This window comes from Streptomyces sp. NPDC004667 (genome assembly GCF_040609475.1).
GTDB lineage: Bacteria > Actinomycetota > Actinomycetes > Streptomycetales > Streptomycetaceae > Streptomyces.
The window spans coordinates 103148-119877 of the sequence record NZ_JBEXKC010000014.1; the positions used below are offsets into that span (position 1 = coordinate 103148).

The 16730-nt window shown below is 71.8% G+C and carries 16 protein-coding genes; 8 read left to right on the plus strand and 8 right to left on the minus strand.

Annotated elements, in window-relative coordinates; translation table 11 throughout:
• Nucleotides 1-86 precede the first annotated feature (86 nt).
• A complete protein-coding gene (locus ABZW32_RS11030; RefSeq protein ID WP_356214106.1) occupies nucleotides 87-1610 on the minus strand; it encodes a TldD/PmbA family protein in 1524 nt (507 codons plus the stop codon).
• A gap of 184 nt (nucleotides 1611-1794) precedes the next feature.
• Between ABZW32_RS11030 and fabG the strand changes: the two genes are divergently transcribed.
• The 3 genes from fabG to ABZW32_RS11045 all read left to right on the plus strand — a co-directional run bounded on the left by fabG (nucleotide 1795) and on the right by ABZW32_RS11045 (nucleotide 3932).
• Nucleotides 1795-2514, plus strand: a complete 720-nt coding sequence (fabG, locus tag ABZW32_RS11035; RefSeq protein WP_030233503.1) for a 3-oxoacyl-[acyl-carrier-protein] reductase — start codon at nucleotides 1795-1797, stop codon at nucleotides 2512-2514.
• Between the two features lie 5 nt (nucleotides 2515-2519).
• The gene (fabI, locus tag ABZW32_RS11040; RefSeq protein ID WP_030233506.1) at nucleotides 2520-3290 is read left to right on the plus strand and encodes an enoyl-ACP reductase FabI; all 771 of its coding nucleotides are present in this window, start codon (nucleotides 2520-2522) and stop codon (nucleotides 3288-3290) included.
• A 348-nt stretch (nucleotides 3291-3638) separates the two neighbouring features.
• Nucleotides 3639-3932, plus strand: coding sequence for a hypothetical protein (locus ABZW32_RS11045; RefSeq protein WP_356214164.1), 294 nt, complete (start codon nucleotides 3639-3641; stop codon nucleotides 3930-3932).
• A gap of 27 nt (nucleotides 3933-3959) precedes the next feature.
• Here ABZW32_RS11045 and ABZW32_RS11050 read toward each other — a convergent pair whose 3' ends face one another.
• Nucleotides 3960-4637, minus strand: a complete 678-nt coding sequence (locus ABZW32_RS11050) for a FadR/GntR family transcriptional regulator (protein WP_356214109.1) — start codon at nucleotides 4635-4637, stop codon at nucleotides 3960-3962.
• A 63-nt stretch (nucleotides 4638-4700) separates the two neighbouring features.
• Between ABZW32_RS11050 and ABZW32_RS11055 the strand changes: the two genes are divergently transcribed.
• The 4 genes from ABZW32_RS11055 (at nucleotide 4701) to ABZW32_RS11070 (ending at nucleotide 7122) form a co-directional block, all read left to right on the plus strand.
• On the plus strand, nucleotides 4701-5990 hold the full coding sequence (locus ABZW32_RS11055; RefSeq protein ID WP_356214111.1) for an MFS transporter: 1290 nt from the start codon (nucleotides 4701-4703) through the stop codon (nucleotides 5988-5990).
• Between the two features lie 5 nt (nucleotides 5991-5995).
• The gene (locus ABZW32_RS11060) at nucleotides 5996-6115 is read left to right on the plus strand and encodes an SGM_5486 family transporter-associated protein (protein ID WP_254719129.1); all 120 of its coding nucleotides are present in this window, start codon (nucleotides 5996-5998) and stop codon (nucleotides 6113-6115) included.
• Nucleotides 6116-6283: 168 nt separating this feature from the next.
• Nucleotides 6284-6511: a hypothetical protein gene (locus tag ABZW32_RS11065; RefSeq protein WP_356214113.1), complete on the plus strand. Its 228-nt coding sequence runs from the start codon at nucleotides 6284-6286 to the stop codon at nucleotides 6509-6511.
• 89 nt (nucleotides 6512-6600) lie between these two features.
• Nucleotides 6601-7122, plus strand: coding sequence for a histidine phosphatase family protein (locus ABZW32_RS11070; protein WP_356214115.1), 522 nt, complete (start codon nucleotides 6601-6603; stop codon nucleotides 7120-7122).
• 66 nt (nucleotides 7123-7188) lie between these two features.
• On the opposite strand, the gene ABZW32_RS11075 is transcribed toward ABZW32_RS11070, so the two are convergent.
• From ABZW32_RS11075 to serB, 5 genes are all read right to left on the minus strand, one after another.
• Nucleotides 7189-7992 (minus strand): tryptophan 2,3-dioxygenase family protein, encoded by an 804-nt coding sequence (locus tag ABZW32_RS11075; RefSeq protein ID WP_356214117.1) that lies wholly within the window; start codon nucleotides 7990-7992, stop codon nucleotides 7189-7191.
• Nucleotides 7985-8932 carry a diiron oxygenase gene (locus ABZW32_RS11080; RefSeq protein ID WP_356214119.1) on the minus strand — a complete coding sequence of 316 codons (948 nt, stop codon included), beginning with the start codon at nucleotides 8930-8932 and terminating at the stop codon, nucleotides 7985-7987. The genes ABZW32_RS11075 and ABZW32_RS11080 overlap by 8 nt, the downstream gene beginning before the upstream one ends.
• Nucleotides 8929-10242 carry an aminotransferase class I/II-fold pyridoxal phosphate-dependent enzyme gene (locus ABZW32_RS11085; protein ID WP_356214121.1) on the minus strand — a complete coding sequence of 438 codons (1314 nt, stop codon included), beginning with the start codon at nucleotides 10240-10242 and terminating at the stop codon, nucleotides 8929-8931. The genes ABZW32_RS11080 and ABZW32_RS11085 overlap by 4 nt, the downstream gene beginning before the upstream one ends.
• A complete protein-coding gene (locus ABZW32_RS11090) occupies nucleotides 10242-11048 on the minus strand; it encodes an SDR family oxidoreductase (RefSeq protein ID WP_356214123.1) in 807 nt (268 codons plus the stop codon). Before ABZW32_RS11090 ends, ABZW32_RS11085 begins: the two co-directional genes overlap by 1 nt.
• Before the next feature lie 323 nt (nucleotides 11049-11371).
• Complete coding sequence (serB, locus tag ABZW32_RS11095; RefSeq protein ID WP_356214125.1) at nucleotides 11372-12571, minus strand: phosphoserine phosphatase SerB; 1200 nt, start codon at nucleotides 12569-12571, stop codon at nucleotides 11372-11374.
• A gap of 611 nt (nucleotides 12572-13182) precedes the next feature.
• On the opposite strand from serB, the gene ABZW32_RS11100 reads away from it, so the two are divergent.
• Nucleotides 13183-15720: an FHA domain-containing protein gene (locus ABZW32_RS11100; protein ID WP_356214127.1), complete on the plus strand. Its 2538-nt coding sequence runs from the start codon at nucleotides 13183-13185 to the stop codon at nucleotides 15718-15720.
• Between the two features lie 94 nt (nucleotides 15721-15814).
• Here the strand turns inward: ABZW32_RS11100 and ABZW32_RS11105 are convergent, their stop codons facing one another.
• Nucleotides 15815-16468: a transglycosylase SLT domain-containing protein gene (locus ABZW32_RS11105; RefSeq protein ID WP_356214129.1), complete on the minus strand. Its 654-nt coding sequence runs from the start codon at nucleotides 16466-16468 to the stop codon at nucleotides 15815-15817.
• Between the last annotated feature and the right edge of the window lie 262 nt (nucleotides 16469-16730).

The following is a 16730-nucleotide window of genomic DNA, read 5'->3' on the forward strand; positions in this document are numbered from 1 at the left end:
GCCGGCCTCCTGCGTGGTGTTCAGACTGTGCTGTCCCGGGGGACGACCCCCGGACCCCCGGCGGATCGCGTGGTGACCGTGGATCGTCATCGGCCGGCCTCCTGCGTGGTGTTCAGGATGTTCACATCGCGGAACAGGGCGGACGGGCAGCCGTGGGAGACCGCCGCGACCTGCCCCGGCTGGGCCTTGCCGCAGTTGAAGGCGCCGCCCAGTACATAGGTCTGCGGGCCGCCGACCTTCTCCATCGAGCCCCAGAACTCGGTCGTCGTGGCCTGGTAGGCGACGTCGCGCAGCTGCCCGGCGAGCCGGCCGTTCTCGATGCGGAAGAACCGCTGGCCGGTGAACTGGAAGTTGTAGCGCTGCATGTCGATCGACCAGGAACGGTCGCCGACCACGTAGATCCCGCGCTCCACCCCGCCGATCAGGTCCTCGGTGGACAGACCGCCCGGATCCGGCCGGAGCGAGACGTTCGCCATCCGCTGGACGGGCACGTGCCCGGGGGAGTCGGCGTAGGCGCAGCCGTTGGAGCGCCCGAGGCCCGTGAGCCTCGCGATCCGCCGGTCCGTCTGGTACCCGGTCAGGGTGCCGTCCTTGACCAGGTCCCAGCTCTGCGCCTCGACGCCCTCGTCGTCGTAGCCGATGGTGGCCAGGCCGTGCTCGGCGGTGCGGTCGCCCGTCACGTTCATGATCGGGGAGCCGTACTTCAGCTTGCCCAGCTGGTCGAAGGTGGCGAAGGAGGTCCCCGCGTACGCCGCCTCGTAGCCCAGCGCCCGGTCGAGCTCGGTGGCGTGGCCGATGGACTCGTGGATGGTCAGCCACAGGTTGGACGGGTGCACGACCAGGTCGTAGCGCCCGGCCTCCACGCTCGGGGCCCGCATCTTCTCGGCGAGCAGGGCGGGGATCTCCTCCAGCTCGGCGTTCCAGTCCCAGCCGGTGCCCGTCAGGTACTCCCATCCGCGCCCGGCGGGCGGGGCGATGGTGCGCATGGAGTCGAACTCGCCGGTGGTGGCGTTCACGGCGACGGCGGTGAGCTGCGGGTGGATCCGCACGCGCTGCTGCGTGGTGGAGGTGCCCGCGGTGTCGGCGTAGAACTTGTTCTCGTGCACGGCGAGGAGCGAGGCGTCCACGTGCGCGACGCCGTCGGCGGCCAGCAGCCGGGTGCTCCAGTCGGCGAGCAGGGCCGCCTTCTCGGCGTCCGGCACCGAGAAGGGGTCCACGTCGTAGGCGGAGATCCAGGTCTTGTCGGCGTGCACCGGCTCGTCGGCGAGTTCGACGCGCTCGTCGGAGCCGGCGGCCTTGATCACCTGGGCGGACAGCTTCGCCATGGCGACGGCCTGGGAGGCCACCTTGGCGGCGGCGTCCATGGTGAGGTCCACGCCGGAGGCGAACCCCCAGCTGCCCCCGTGCACCACCCGGACCGCGTAGCCGAGGTCCGTGGTGTCGGAGCCGCCGGAGGGCTTGGCGTCGCGCAGGCGCCAGGAGGCGCTGCGGATCCGCTCCAGCCGGAAGTCGGCATGGTCGGCGCCCAGCGCGCGGGCCCGGGCGAGCGCCGCGTCGGCGAGCGCCCGCAGGGGCAGCGCGGTGAAGGCCGCGTCGATGGAATGGGCCACGGAAATCCTCCCGGGGTCGGGGCAGGTCGCCCCGATCATGTCGCGCCCGGGGCTCTGGTGCCTACATCTTTCTGTAGGGACTCGACATACCCCGTCGCGAGGCCCTGTCGGAGCCCGATTCTCCGGATGCCGGAGCCGACCTATAGGTTTTTGGTATTCAGACAGCTAGCGAAAGGGTGATCCGTTGAGCCGCTCGGTTCTCGTCACCGGAGGTAACCGGGGCATCGGCCTCGCCATCGCCCGAGCCTTCGCCCAGGCCGGCGACAAGGTCGCGATCACGTACCGCTCGGGAGAGCCGCCGCAGGAGCTCACCGACCTCGGCGTACTGTCGGTGCGCTGCGACATCACCGACTCCGAGCAGGTGGAGCAGGCCTACAAGGAGATCGAGGCCAAGCACGGCAACGTGGAGGTGCTGGTGGCCAACGCCGGCATCACCAAGGACACGCTGCTGATGCGGATGTCCGAGGAGGACTTCGCCTCCGTCGTCGACACCAACCTCACGGGCACCTTCCGCGTGGTCAAGCGCGCCAACCGCGGCATGCTCCGGGCGAAGAAGGGCCGTGTGGTCCTGATCTCCTCGGTCGTGGGCCTGCTGGGTTCCGCGGGTCAGGCCAACTACGCCGCCTCGAAGGCCGCGCTGGTGGGCTTCGCCCGCTCCCTCGCCCGCGAGCTGGGCAGCCGCAACATCACCTTCAACGTCGTGGCCCCGGGCTTCGTGGACACCGACATGACGAAGGTGCTCACCGACGAGCAGCGTGCGGGCATCGTGTCGCAGGTGCCGCTGGCCCGCTACGCGCAGCCCGAGGAGATCGCGGCCGCCGTGAGCTTCCTGGCGTCCGATGACGCCGCGTACATCACCGGAGCCGTCATTCCCGTTGACGGCGGATTGGGCATGGGTCACTGATCACCATGAGCGGAATTCTCGACGGCAAGCGCATCCTCATCACCGGGGTGCTGATGGAGTCGTCCATCGCCTTCCACACCGCCCGACTGGCCCAGGAGCAGGGCGCCGAGGTCATCCTCACGGCGTGGCCGCGCCCCTCGCTGACCGAGCGGATCGCCAAGAAGCTGCCGAAGCCGGTCAAGGTCATCGAGCTCGACGTCACCAACGACGAGCACCTGGCCCGCCTCGAAGGCCTCGTCCGCGAGGAGCTCGGCGGCCTCGACGGCGTCGTGCACTCCATCGGCTTCGCGCCGCAGGACGCGCTCGGCGGCAACTTCCTGAACACCCCGTTCGAGTCGGTGGCCACCGCCATGCACGTGTCGGCGTTCTCGCTGAAGTCGCTGGCCATGGCCTGCAAGCCGCTGTTCCCGGCGGAGGGCGCGGCCATCGTCGGCCTCACCTTCGACGCGCAGTTCGCCTGGCCGCAGTACGACTGGATGGGCCCGGCCAAGGCCGCGCTGGAGGCCACCAGCCGCTACCTCGCCCGCGACCTGGGCAAGGAGAACATCCGCTGCAACCTGGTCTCGGCCGGCCCGATCGGCTCGATGGCCGCGAAGTCCATCCCGGGCTTCGGCGAGCTGGCGGACACCTGGAACCAGCGTTCCATGCTGGCGTGGGACATGAGCGACCCGGAGCCGACGGGCCGGGGCGTCGTCGCCCTGCTGTCGGACTGGTTCCCGAAGACCACGGGCGAGATCGTCCACGTCGACGGCGGCCTGCACGCGATGGGCGCCTGACCGGCACCCGCATCCGTACGGCGGTGGCCGTGCCCCCCTCTCCGGGGGCACGGCCACCGCCGTTTTCCCGGTCCGGGACCGGGGAGCGGGGATTCGTTCGATCAGATTTTCGCCGTCTGACCGGATCTTCCCGAGTCGAAAACCGGGACAGATGCCTGCAAACTGACCTCGTCGGGATCTTCCCGGCTGCTTCGGGGAGGAGGTACGGGCGTGCGCGCGAGGCCGAGCCGAGCGGTATCGCTGCTGGTCACCTCCGTTGTCCTGACCGGACTCCTGATCCCCGGAGCCACCGCGCAGCCCGGCGGCCCCGAGCCGGGAGCGGGGCCGGAAGCGGCCGCCCCGGCCGCCGTGGACCTCGCCGACATCCCGGCCGAACCCCCCGTCCGGCCCGCGCCGGCCGCGACCCCCGAGCTCTTCGGCGCCGACTGCGACACCGAGATCGACGGCTCGCAGGTGACCGCGTACTGCCACAACGGCTACCCCGAGACCGACCTGCTCCGCCTCCACGTGGAGTGCGAGCGCTGGTGGGACCTGGACGGGGACGGCGCCGCCGTGTCCCTGGACCCGGCGGGCCGGGTCCGGCTCACCGGCCGCTGCTGGAAGGAGGTCCGCACGGCCTGGGTGAGCCACCAGCGCCCGTGAGGGCGGCCCGGGCCCGGCCCGTCGCGCTCAGCGTCCGCCCCGGCCGAGGCAGACGAAGGGGTAGCCGGCCGCCTCCGAGGCCGCCGCGTCCCCGTCTCCGCGCCGGATCGCCTCGATCAGCCGGGCGTGGTCCAGGTGGGCGGCCGGATCCAGCACCGTGCCGACGTCCGTCCGCAGCCAGTCCGCCACCAGGTCGCCCAGGTCCGCGTACAGCTCGATCAGCACGTCGTTGTGCGAGGCCGTCACCACCGCCATGTGCAGGGCGACGTCCGCCGCCACGAACAGCTCCGCCTCCCCGCTCGCCCACGCCTCCTCGCGCCGCGCCAGCAGCGCGTCCAGCTGGACCAGGTCCCGGTCGGTCCGCCGCTCCGCCGCCAGCCGGGCCGCCGAGGACTCCAGCGTCGAACGCAGCTCCGCGATGTGCCGCGGGTCGGCCCCGGCGAAACGCCGGTGCATCACCCCGGCCAGCTCGCTGGTGGCGATCACGTAGGTGCCCGAACCCTGACGGATGTCCAGCAGCCCGTTGTGCGCGAGCGCGCGGACGGCCTCCCGCACGGTGTTGCGGGCGACGCCCAGCAGCTCCACCAGCTCGGGCTCGGTCGGGATCCGGCCCCCGACCGGCCATTCACCGGAGGTGATCTGGTTCCGGAGCTGGGCGATCACCTGATCGACGAGCGCGGATCGCCGGGGCGAGGTCAGCGGCATGTGGGCAAGGTCCTCTCTGGGGCGACTGGACAACCAATCATCCCATGATTCTATGATGGTTCAATGTCCGACGAAGAAGTCCAGACCATGAACCGCCCGGAGGTCGTGCGCACCGCCGCGCACGAGCCCCTCCCCGCCTCCGCGCACGTCGCCCCCACGTGGCTCGGCCCGGTGCTCATCGTCGGAATCGTGCTGGCCGCCCTCAACCTGCGGCCCGCCATCACCAGCCTCGGCGCCCTCTTCGAGGAGGCCAGGACCGGCCTCCACATGAGCGGCGCCGTCGCCGGACTGATCACCTCCGTGCCCGCCCTGTGCTTCGCGGTCTTCGGCATCACCGCGCCCCGCCTCTCCCGCCGCTTCGGCCCCGCCGTCGTCGTCTGCGCCGGCATGGCGGCCGTCGCCGCGGGCCTGCTGATCCGCCCCTTCGCGGACAGCGCCGCCGCGTTCCTCGCCGCCAGCGCCCTGTCCCTGGCGGGCATAGCCCTCACCAACGTGCTGCTCCCGGTCATCGTCAAGCGCTGGTTCCCCGACCGCGTCGGCACCATGACCGGGCTCTACTCCATGGCCCTGGCCGCCGGCACCTCCCTCGCCGCCGCCGCGACCGTCCCCCTGACCTCCGCCCTCGGCGGCAACTGGCGCACCGGACTCCTCGTCTGGGCCGTCCTCGCCGCGGTCGCCGTCCTGCCCTGGCTGCCGATCGCCGCCGCGAGCCGCCGGGAGAAGGCGGCCGCCCCCGCAGCGGCCGTGCGCGAGGACAAGGGACCCTCCGTCGTCCGCAGCCGCACCGCCTGGGCGCTCGCCTGCTACTTCGGCCTCCAGGCCACCGGCGCCTACGTCACCATGGGCTGGCTCCCGCAGATCTTCCGCGACGCCGGCGTCTCGGCCTCCACCGCCGGCGTGCTGCTCGCCGTCACCATGGTCATGGGCGTCCCGCTGGCCTTCGTCATCCCCGGCCTCGCCGGACGCATGCGCCACCAGGGCCCCATCGCCGTCACCCTCAGCCTGTTCGGTTTCGCCGGCTACCTCGGCCTCTACCTCGCCCCCGCCGCCGGAGCCTGGGCCTGGGCCCTCCTGCTCGGCATCTCCAACTGCGCCTTCCCGCTCGTCATCACCATGATCGGACTGCGCGCCAAGTCCCCCGCGGGGGTCGTCAAGCTCTCCGCCTTCGCCCAGAGCACCGGATACCTGATCTCCATCCCCGGCCCGCTGGTCATCGGCACCCTCTACCAGCACAGCGGCGGCTGGGACCTGCCGCTCGCCCTGATGGCCGGACTGCTCGTCCCGCAGCTCGTCCTCGGCGTCCTCGCGGGACGGGACCGCACGATCGAGGACGAATGCGGCATGCGAGACTGACGGGCATGTCGCCCGTACTCGAACCGAACCCCCAGAACGGTCACAAGAAGCTCGGCCTCGTGCTCGGCGCGATGCTGCTCGTGACCGTGATCATCGCCGTCATCGCCAGCCTCGCCTCCCCCTGAGAGCCCGCCCGGGCCCGGCCCCCGGACCCCGATGGTGGGGTTGTCCCCACCATCCCCTAGGGGGTCAGGCTCAGGGTCGGATGGGGTGTGACCCCGATGGGAACCGCCGCCACGGATCCGTAGATTCGAAGCAGCGAGCCCGTCCCAGCCCACACCCCGGAGGCGGCCATGTCGGCCCCCACGCAGATCCCGTCCCTCCCCGCCGCCCGGCGCCGCCGTCCCGCGGCGCACGCGGGAGCGGGCACCCGGCTGCACTGGTGGGCCCTCGCCCTGCCCGCGCTGGCCTTCGGACTCCTGCTGCTCCTCCTCGCCGGCTCGGGCGAGGCCCAGGCCGCCACCCCGGACGCCTCCGGGCTGCTCCAGGTCGGCCGGCAACTGCTGCGCGCCGTCGGCTGACCCCCGCGCGCCGAGGCGTGCCCCCCGTCCTCGCGGAGGCCGCCCAACACCCTGCGCCCCGTGGCGCGTTTCGTGCGAAGCTGGGAGCCATGAGCGCCGACACACCCCGCAGGATCGTCCTCCTCCGGCACGCCAAGGCCGACTGGCCCCAGGTGTCCGACCACGACCGCCCGCTGGCGGAACGCGGCCGAAAGGACGCGCCGGCCGTCGGACTGAAGCTGGCCGAGACCGGCATCACCTTCGACCTGGCCCTCTGCTCCACCGCCGCCCGTACCCGGGAGACCTGGAAGCTCGCCGTCCAGGAACTGCCGCACCGGCCGAAGACCCATTACGAGGAGCGGCTCTACGACGCCTCGCTGGGCGAGCTCATCGCCCTGCTGAACGAGACCCCGGAGGACGTGGCCGACCTCCTCGTGATCGGCCACAACCCCGGCATGCACGCCCTCGCCGACGCCCTCTCCGGGCGCGCGGAGGGCGACACCCTCGACCGGATGACCCGTACGGGCTTCCCGACCGCGGCGCTGGCCGTCGTCTCCTTCACCGGATCGTGGAAGTCCGTCGAGCACGGTGTGGGCACGCTGCTGGACTACTGGACGCCCAAGGAGCACTGAGCCCCAGAGCCTGAGCCCCAGGGCCCGGCGCCGCCACGCCCCGGGCCCACCGCACGTCCGGGAAGGTCACCGGGCGGGCAGCGGCGGGATGCCCGCGTCCCGCGCCTCCCACAGCTCCGGGTAGAAGCGCCGGTGGACGGCCGCCCGCAGATGGGCCACACCGCTGCTGCCCCCGGTCCCGGGCCGCCCGCCGATCTGCCGCTCCACGAGCTGCGCGTGGCAGGCCCGCCACTCGGTCCAGATCTCGTCGTGGTCCACCAGGGCCTCCACCAGCTCCGACAGCTCCGCGAACTCCACCGGGTCACCGTCCCGGGGCGCCGCCGCGAGCCGCCCGAACGCCTCCCGCCGCTCCGCCGCCGTCCCCACCGCGAAACCGGCCTTGGCCAGCAACGACACGAACGCCTCCCACACGGTCGGCTCCGCGAGCCGCCCGCGCGCCCGCTCCCGTTCCCGCGGACTCAGCCCGGCGACGGCCCGCGCCCCGTGCTCCCCGCGCACCCACTCCGCGCCGCACAGCCCCGCTATCTCCAGGTACTGCGCCGACTGCGCCCCGCTGCTGCCGCCGAGCACCCCGCGGAAGGCGTGGAACTCCCGCGGCGGCATCCCGCGCAGCGGGTGGATCCCCGCGATCAGCGCCCGAGTGATCACCGTGCTCCGCACCAGACCGGCCCGCGCGGCCCGCGGATCACCCTCCAGCATCCGGTCGCGGGCCCCCGACAGATCGCGCAGCAGCTGTCCGAACCACAGCTCCTGCACCTGGTGGACGGCGATGAACAGCAGCTCGTCGTCCACCCCGTCGGCCAGTGGCACCTGGAGCGTCAGCAGCTCCGGCAGCCGCAGGTAGTCCGCGTACGTGACGTTCTCAGACATCGCTCTCCTCCGGTGCGCGCAGTCCGAACTCCGCGAACGCGTCCGTCACGCCGGGCAGGTCGAAGGCGTCGACCTGGGCGCACAGCCGCAGGGTGGAACGGGAGATCGTCTGGATGCGGTCCAGGCCCGCCCCACCCCCGTAGCTGTCCGCGAGCACCGCCTCGGTGCGGTCCTCGTCCAGACCGGCCAGGCGCAGCGACACCCGTACCGGCTCCAGGTCCCAGTCGAGCGCCGCACGGATCATCGCCGGCAGGGCACGGGCCGCCAGGACGCGCCGGCGCCCGTCGAGCCGGGCCCACAGCTCCAGGAAGAACGCCGAGAAGAAGCGGTGGTGGCGCCCCTCGTCCTTGGCGTGGTCGCGCATCAGCTCGCGCACCGTGCTCACCACGGTCGGGTCCTGCGGCACCTCGTTGAGCACGGCGGTGATCAGGGTCTCGAACACCACCGCCTGCAACTGCCCGGCCAGCACCGGGTCCTGCGGCAGCAGCCGCCGCCCGCTGTCCTGGAGGGCCGTGACGAACCCGCCGTAGTCGACGTCCGGCACGGCGATCCCGGTGACGGCCGCCACCTGATCGGCGAGGTCCAGGCTGTAGAGGGCGTGGTAGCCCTCGTCGCAGTAGACCTTGAAGGCGTCCATCCGCAGCGCGGTCGGGAAGTGCAGACCGGAGTTGCCGTTGGCGACGGGCTCGGCGGCCCCGTTGACCACCCGGGTCTCCAGGTGCGTCGTCGAGTGCAGGAACTGGTACAGGTGCCGTACGGAGATCTCGCGGACCCGCTCCGGGGCCAGCGCCTTCACCTCGGGGTGGGCCAGGTGCGGGACCAGGGCGTCCGGGAAGAAGACCCTGCCCTGCTCCGCCTCGGCGTGGAACACGCGGCGTACGCCGCCCCGCACGCCGGCGGTCTCGTACCAGCGGTCGAGCGGACCGGGGGCCGTGCTCATGGGCGCCTTCCGTTCGGGGAGGAGGGGGAGGAGGGGGAGGGGAACGCGGAGAGGGGGTCGGCGAGGGCGGCCTCCCCGAGGGCCCCGCCCAGGTGGCCGGCGATCCGCCGGACCGCCTCCGCGACCAGGGGGGCCTCGACGGTGTGGCACAGCCGGAACCAGCCCGGCTCGGGCGAGCGGAACGCCCCGCCCGGCAGGATGCTGACCCTCGCCGTCTCGAACAGCTCCCGCCACAGCCGCTGTTCGGCCTCGAACCCGGCCCCGGGCAGCCATCGGCGCAGGTCCAGCCAGACGGAGAACCCGGCCTCGGCGGGAACGTACGGGATCCGGTACGCGTCCAGGTGTGCGACGAGGTGCGCGTACGAGGACCCCAGCCGGCGGCGGCCCGCCGCGAGGAAGGAGGCCACCCACGCCGGGTCGGCCAGCAGGCCGGCGAGGGTGTGCTGGGTGGCGGTGGAGACGGGCGCGAAGTAGGCCATCGCCCGCGCCGCATCCCGCACCCGGGGATCACGGGTGTGCAGGACACCGGTCTTCAGTCCGGGCAGCCCGAAGTCCTTCGCGAAGCCCCAGACCACGTGGGTGCGTTCGGCCCAGTGCGGATTGACCGCGGGGTCTGCGGCGCTGGTGAAGGCGTGCGGGCCGAAGACGGCGTGGGCGTAGATCTCGTCGGAGACGAGGTCCACGTCGTGCTCGGCGGCCACCCGCAGCAGCTCGGCGAGCACCTCGGGCGGGTGCACCTCGCCGAGGGGGTTGGAGGGGGAGGAGAGCGCGACCGCGCGTACGGTCGTCCCCTCCGCGGAGGCCTGCTTCAGGGCCCGGTCGACGGCCTCCGCGCTCAGCCGGAACCCGTCGGCCGGCTCCAGCGGGGCGGGCAGGATCCGGGCGCCGGAACGGCCCCCGAGATCGGTGTCGAAGGCCCCGTAGTAGGGGGCGGGCACCACGATCGCCTCGCCCGGGTCGCACAGCACCGACGCGATCGCGTCCAGCGCCCCGGTGGCGCCGCTGATCACCACCAGGTCCTCGGCGTCGAGCGGCGTACGGCAGGTCGCGGAGAGCAGCGCCGCGACGCGCTCGCGCAGTACGTCGGTGCCGTGCAGGGGCGCGTAGCGGGCGGTGGACTCGGTCATCGGCTCCAGCGAGGCCAGCCGGCCGTCGAGGAGGTCCCACAGGAGACGGTTCTCCGCGGTGCCCAGGTTGAGGTAGCCGCCGGGGCGCACGTCCGGATCGTACGGTTCGGCCTCGGCCAGGAAGTGCGCCTCGGCGATGGCGGGGGTGTCGGCGAGCAGCCGTGCGGCCTGGCGGGAGACCATCAGGCCCTCCCGCTGTCCACGTCGGCGCCGGTGAGCAGGCCCGGATGGACCCCGAGGCCCATCGAGGCGTCGATGACGGCGCCGTGCAGGGCCGCCGCGTGCTCGCCCGCCAGCCACCACACCTGCTCGGCGATCTCCCGCGCTTCGATCATGCGGCCGCGCGGCAGCCGCGCGGTGAGGCCGGAACGCTCCTCGGGCGAAAGCCCGTCCAGGGTGCTGGCCTTGAACATCGTGGTCTCCACGGCCCCGGGGCACAGGGCGAAGACCTGCACCGGGGTGTGCACCAGCTCGGCCGCGAGGTGCCGGGTCAGGTAGGTGAGGGCCGCCTTGCTCATGCCGTCGGCGGGGTGGAAGCCGGGGAACTGGAAGATCCCGCCGCCCACGCTGGAGATGTTGATGATCTTCCCGTAGCCGCGCTCCAGCATGCCCGGCAGGAGCTGCTCGCTGAGCCAGAGCGGGCCCACCGCGTTGATCTGGAAGAAGGCCGACGCCTTGTCCCGCCGCGGCCCGTCGCTGTACCGGTCGATGGTCTTGGAGCCGACGGCCGCGTTGTTCACCAGCACGTCCACCGGGCCCGGCAGCCGCTCGACCAGCTGCTCGTGGTCCTCCCAGTCGCCCTGGCTGAAGGGGAACGCCTCCACCTTGGCGCGACCGGTGAGCGCCAGCTCCTGCACCAGCTCCTCGGCCCGCTCCCGGCCGTTGCGGTACGTGAACCAGACCGTCCAGTCCTCTTCCGCCGCGAACCTCTCCACACAGGCCCGGCCGATTCCCCCCGAGCCTCCGGTGACGAGCACACTTCGAGCCATCGATGCTTCCCCTTGACGATCAAGAATGACCGAGAGCCGCCGCCGCGTCCGCAGCAGCGCAGTCGGAGCATTTGTCGCACAGGGGGGTGTCGAACTCTTGCGATCCGGCTGGAAGTTGGCTGGAGGAACGGCCGAGGTCCTGCGGCGTCGCAGGTCGCAGGGGGTGCCTCGGCTCCCGGTCGGACGACGGTGGCCCGATTCCTTCTAGCGTTCCTGAGAGCGTCCGCGAGCGCCCCCGAGCCTTCGTGAGCGGACCGCACCGTGGAAAGAGAGAAGCCCGGCCGGGAGGACCCGGCCGGGCGGCGTGAAGGAACCGGTGGGGATCAGGCCAGGTCGGCCGCTTCCACTTCCTCCCGGGTGATGCCCAGCAGGTAGAGCACCGCGTCCAGGAACGGCACGTTCACCGCGGTGTGGGCGGCCTCGCGGACCACCGGCTTGGCGTTGAAGGCCACGCCCAGCCCGGCGGCGTTCAGCATGTCCAGGTCGTTGGCGCCGTCACCGATGGCCACCGTCTGGGCCAGCGGCACACCCGCCTCGGCGGCGAAGCGGCGCAGCAGACGGGCCTTGCCCGCCCGGTCCACGATCTCGCCGGTGACCTTGCCGGTCAGTTTCCCGTCGACGATCTCCAGGGTGTTCGCCGAGGCGAAGTCGAGGCCCAGCCGCTCGCGCAGGTCGTCCGTGACCTGCGTGAAGCCGCCCGAGACCACGCCCACCTGGTAGCCCAGCATCTTCAGGGTCCGGATCAGGGTGCGGGCCCCGGGGGTCAGCCGCACCTCGGAGCGGACCTTGTCCACCACCGACGCGTCCAGCCCCGCGAGCAGCGCCACCCGGGCGTGCAGGGACTGCTCGAAGTCCAGCTCCCCGCGCATGGCCCGCTCGGTCACCTCGGCGACCTCGGCCTCGCAGCCCGCGTGGGCGGCGAAGAGCTCGATGACCTCGTCCTGGATCAGGGTCGAGTCCACGTCCATCACCACCAGCCGCTGCGCCCGGCGGTGCAGGCCCGCCGACACCACGGCCACGTCGACGCCGATCTGCGCGGCGGTGGTGGCGAGGGCGGTGCGCAGCGGCTCGGTCTCGGCACCGGAGACGGCGAACTCGACCGCCGTCACCGGATACTTCGCGAGCCGGAAGATGCGGTCGATGTTGCCGCCGGTCCCGGTGATCCGGGCGGCGATGGTGGCCGTGGACTCCGCGGTGAGCGGGTGCCCGAGGACGGTGACGTGGGAACGGCCGCTGCCGCGCGGCCGGTTGTCACCGGTACCGGAGAGGATCTCCGCCTGGAGCTTGAGCGACTCGGCCCAGCTGTGGACGGTGGCCCGCAGCTCGCCCTCGGAGCCGGCGGCGGGCTTGGTGACGAGAACGCACAGGACGATGCGGCCGCGGGTGACGACCTGCTCGATGTCGACGACATCGACGGAGTAGGCGGCGAGGGTGTCGAACAGCCCGGCGGTGATCCCGGGACGGTCCTTGCCGAAGATCTTGACGAGGAGGGTGGGGACGTCGGAGGTCTGCGAAGCGCTCATGGTGCCCTCACCGTATCTTCCCCACCCGCCGCACCGGACCCCCGTCCCACTTCCTGAACGCGCCGGGCCGCTTCCCGCCGCGCCGAGCGCCACAGGCCGGCCCCGAGGGCCCCGGGGCTCCCCGCCTCCGCGGCCCCAGCGCGGACGGTCCGGCGGGTGGGGCCGGTGTGCGGGGCGGGGCGGGAGCCCGGTGACGGTCACGTCCCAGGAGACCCCGGGGTCCCGGTACGGGCCGCGCCCGCCGGCCCCGGGCCGCGGCGCGGGCCACCGCGTCGGCGCGTCGGCGTCGGGTGCGGCCGGCCGGGCCGCGTCGGGGGCCGGCGGCGGCCCCGGACCGCATTACGTCCCCTCGGCGAATGCGGGGCGCATCCGGTGACCCCCGATCGCTACCGAGCGGTAATCCGCGGGACGTCCGTCCGGAAGCCGGGCCGAGAAGTCCCCTATCTCACTCTCCGGGTGGCTTTCGACCCCGTCAACGGGCCTACGGGGACGCCCTCGCAAGGCCCCGATTCCACATGTGGCCGCAGGCCTGAAATAGTTCCCCCGGATGTTCGCCATCCCTAGACTCCCTGGCATCAGGGGGATTCTCGGGGGAACTAAGTGGGGCTGGAGTGCCGGAACTCGTACTGGAATTGAATGGAAGGACCTGGACGCTCGATCCGTCCAGGTCGTACTCGCTGGGGCGCGATCCCCAGGGAGACGTGGTGATCGATGACGCCCGGGTGTCGTGGCGGCACGCCACCATCACCTGGAACGGCCGGGGTTGGGTCGTCGAGGACCACGGCAGCACCAACGGCACCTACGTGCACGGTGCGCGGGTCCAGCAGACCGAACTGGTGCCCGGCACGCCGGTCCACCTCGGCAACGCGACCGACGGGCCGCGGCTGAATCCGACCGCTGCCGCCGCACAGCAGCAGGTGCAGCAGCCCGCCTACCAGGCCCCGGTCGCCCAGCAGCAGGCCCCGGCCTACCAGGCTCCGGTCCAGCAGCAGGCCTGGGACCAGCAGCAGCACCAGGCTCAGCAGCACCAACCGCAGCACCAGCAGCCGCCGCAGCACCACCAGCAGCCGCAGCACCAGCAGCCGTACGTACCGCAGCAGCAGGGTGGTCCGGCGCAGTCCGCAGCCCCGGCCGCCCACGGCGGGGACCGCAGCCCGACGACGTTCCACCAGATCGCCGTCGGCCACGTCATGCGCATCGGCCGTGCCCTGGAGAACGAGCTCGTCGTCTCCGACCTCCAGGTCTCCCGCCACCACGCGGAGTTCCGCTCCACCGGCGGACGCTTCGAGATCCACGACCTCGGCAGCCACAACGGCACCTACGTCAACGGTCAGCCGCTGCCCAAGTCCGGCAGCACCCTGCTCGGCCCCAACGACATCGTCGGCGTCGGCCACTCCACCTTCCGGATCGTCGGCGACCGCCTCGAAGAGTTCGTCGACACCGGTGACGTCTCCTTCTCGGCCCGCCACCTCACGGTCACGGTCGACGGCGGCAAGCAGATCCTCAAGGACGTCACCTTCGGCGTCCCGGAGAAGTCGCTGATCGGCGTCATCGGCCCCTCCGGCTCGGGCAAGTCGACCCTGCTGAAGGCGCTGACCGGCTACCGGCCCGCCAACGAGGGCGACGTCCTCTACGACAACCGCAACCTGTACAAGCAGTTCGCGGAGCTCCGCCAGCGCATCGGCCTGGTCCCGCAGGACGACATCCTGCACAAGGAGCTGAAGGTCAGCACCGCCCTGAAGTACGCGGCCAAGCTCCGCTTCCCGGGCGACACCGCCGAGTCCGAGCGCGCCGCCCGCATCGACGAGGTGCTGCGCGAGCTCAAGCTCGACATCCACAAGGACAAGAAGATCACCTCGCTCTCGGGTGGTCAGCGCAAGCGCGTGTCCGTGGCCCTGGAGCTGCTCACCAAGCCGTCGCTGATCTTCCTGGACGAGCCGACCTCCGGCCTCGACCCGGGCATGGACCGCGACGTCATGCAGCTGCTGCGCGGCCTCGCCGACGACGGCCGCACCGTCCTCGTCGTCACCCACTCCGTCGCCGAGCTGTCGCTCTGCGACAAGCTGCTGGTCATGGCGCCGGGCGGATCCGTCGCCTACTTCGGCCCGCCGGACGAGGCGCTGAACTTCTTCGGCTACACCACCTGGGCCGACGTCTTCTCCGCCTTCGAGAACTACCGCGACTACGACTGGGCCGGCCGCTGGAAGGGCTCGCAGCACTACCAGCTCTACGCCGCCGACCTCGACGCGGTCGCCCCGCAGCAGGTCGCCATGCCGCCGCAGCAGATGATCCCGCCGAAGCCGCAGGGCTGGGGATCGCAGCTGTGGACGCTGATGCGCCGCTACGTCTCGGTGATCGCCTCCGACAAGGGCTTCCTCGCCCTGATGCTGCTGCTGCCCGCCGTCCTGGGCGTCGTCTCCATCGTGATCCCCGCGAAGTTCGGCCTGGCTCCGCCGACCCCGCCGAGCCGCTTCAACGGCGACGCCGGCACGATCATGCTGATCCTCGCGGTCGGCATGTGCTTCTCGGGCGCGGCCAACTCGGTCCGTGAGCTGATCAAGGAACGCGTCATCTACGAGCGTGAGCGCGCGACCGGCCTGTCCCGGTCGGCGTACCTCATGTCGAAGGTGATCGTCCTCGGCCTGATCACGGCCATCCAGGGCGTGATCATCTGCGCCATCGCCTTCACCCCGCGCAAGCTGCCGGCCGAGGGCCTGTTCATGAACCCGGCCGTCGAGCTCTGCGTCTCGGTCACCGCGCTCGGCTTCACCGCCATGATGTTCGGCCTCGTGATCTCCTCGCTGGTGAAGACCGCCGAGAAGACCATGCCGCTGCTCGTCATGTTCGCGATCGTCCAGGTCGTCTTCACCGGCATCCTGTTCCAGCTGTACGACAAGATCGGCCTGGAGCAGTTCGCCTACCTGATGCCCTCCCGCTGGGCCATCGGCGCCGCCGGCACCACCCTGAACCTGGGCAAGCTCATGGCGCCGTGGGACCCGCAGAACCCCACCAACACCGACCCGCTGTGGGACCACACCACCGGCCAGTGGTTCGTGGACATCTTCGTCCTGCTGCTGCTCGGCGTGATCTGCGGCTTCGCGGTGGCCCGACTGCTGCGCCGCCACGAGCCCGAGGTCATGCGCAAGTAACGCGACCGCCGGGGGCCCACCCCGTACGCGAACGCCTCAGGGCGGCACCCGGAAGTCCGGGGGCCGCCCTGAGGCGCGTGGGGGTACGCGGTGCCTAGTAGGCGCTGTTCACGTTGTCCATCGAGCCGTAGCGGTCGGCGGCGTAGTTGCACGCGGCGACGATGTTCGCCACCGGGTCGTACAGGTCGAACTTGGTGCCCTTGACGTGGTACGCCGCGAAGGTCGGCTGGATGACCTGGAGCAGGCCCTTCGACGGGATGCCGTTCTGGGCGTTGATGTCCCAGTTGTTGATCGCGCGGGGGTTGCCGCTCGACTCGCGCATGATGTTGCGGTGGATACCGGCGTAGGTACCCGGGATGTTCTCCTTCTTCATGATGAAGAGGGCTTCCTTGATCCAGCCGTCCAGGTTGTTCGCGAAGATCGGGGTGCGGGCCGCGGAACGGCTCGCCGCCGCCTTCTGCTCGCGGTCCTTCTTCGCCTGCGCCTCGGCCTTCGCCTTCGCCGCGTCCTTGGCCGCCTGGTCGGCGACGAGGTGCTGCGCGTTGAGGTTCTGCTTCACCGACTGGGTCCAGGCCACGGGGGCCACGGATACGACCGTCTCCGGCCGCGCCTGGACGCCGCCGTCACCGGCACCGGCCGGGACGAGGGAGAAGGCGACGGCGGCGGCGCCGAGCGTGGCGACACCGGCGAGGGAGAGCTTGTGTGCCTTCGTCAGACGACTGTGACCGGGAGTGCTGGAAGCAGACATGGCGGGGCAACCTCTCGACGGGGGCACCCCGTGGGAATCAAGGGGCGGTGGCCGCAGGACAACGCCGCGAGGATCCGGGATCCGGCGGCGCTGGGCGACGTCGACATTCTTAGCGGCGGCAAAATCGCCTGGCAAAGGTGTGACGTACGATCCCGCTTAGTGGATCAGCCCCGTCGGCCGGAGCCCCGATGCGGCCCGCGGTGCACGTCACGCCAGCACTGACAGCGTCTTTATGTGTCCACTAGGCGGCTTCGTAAGTGAT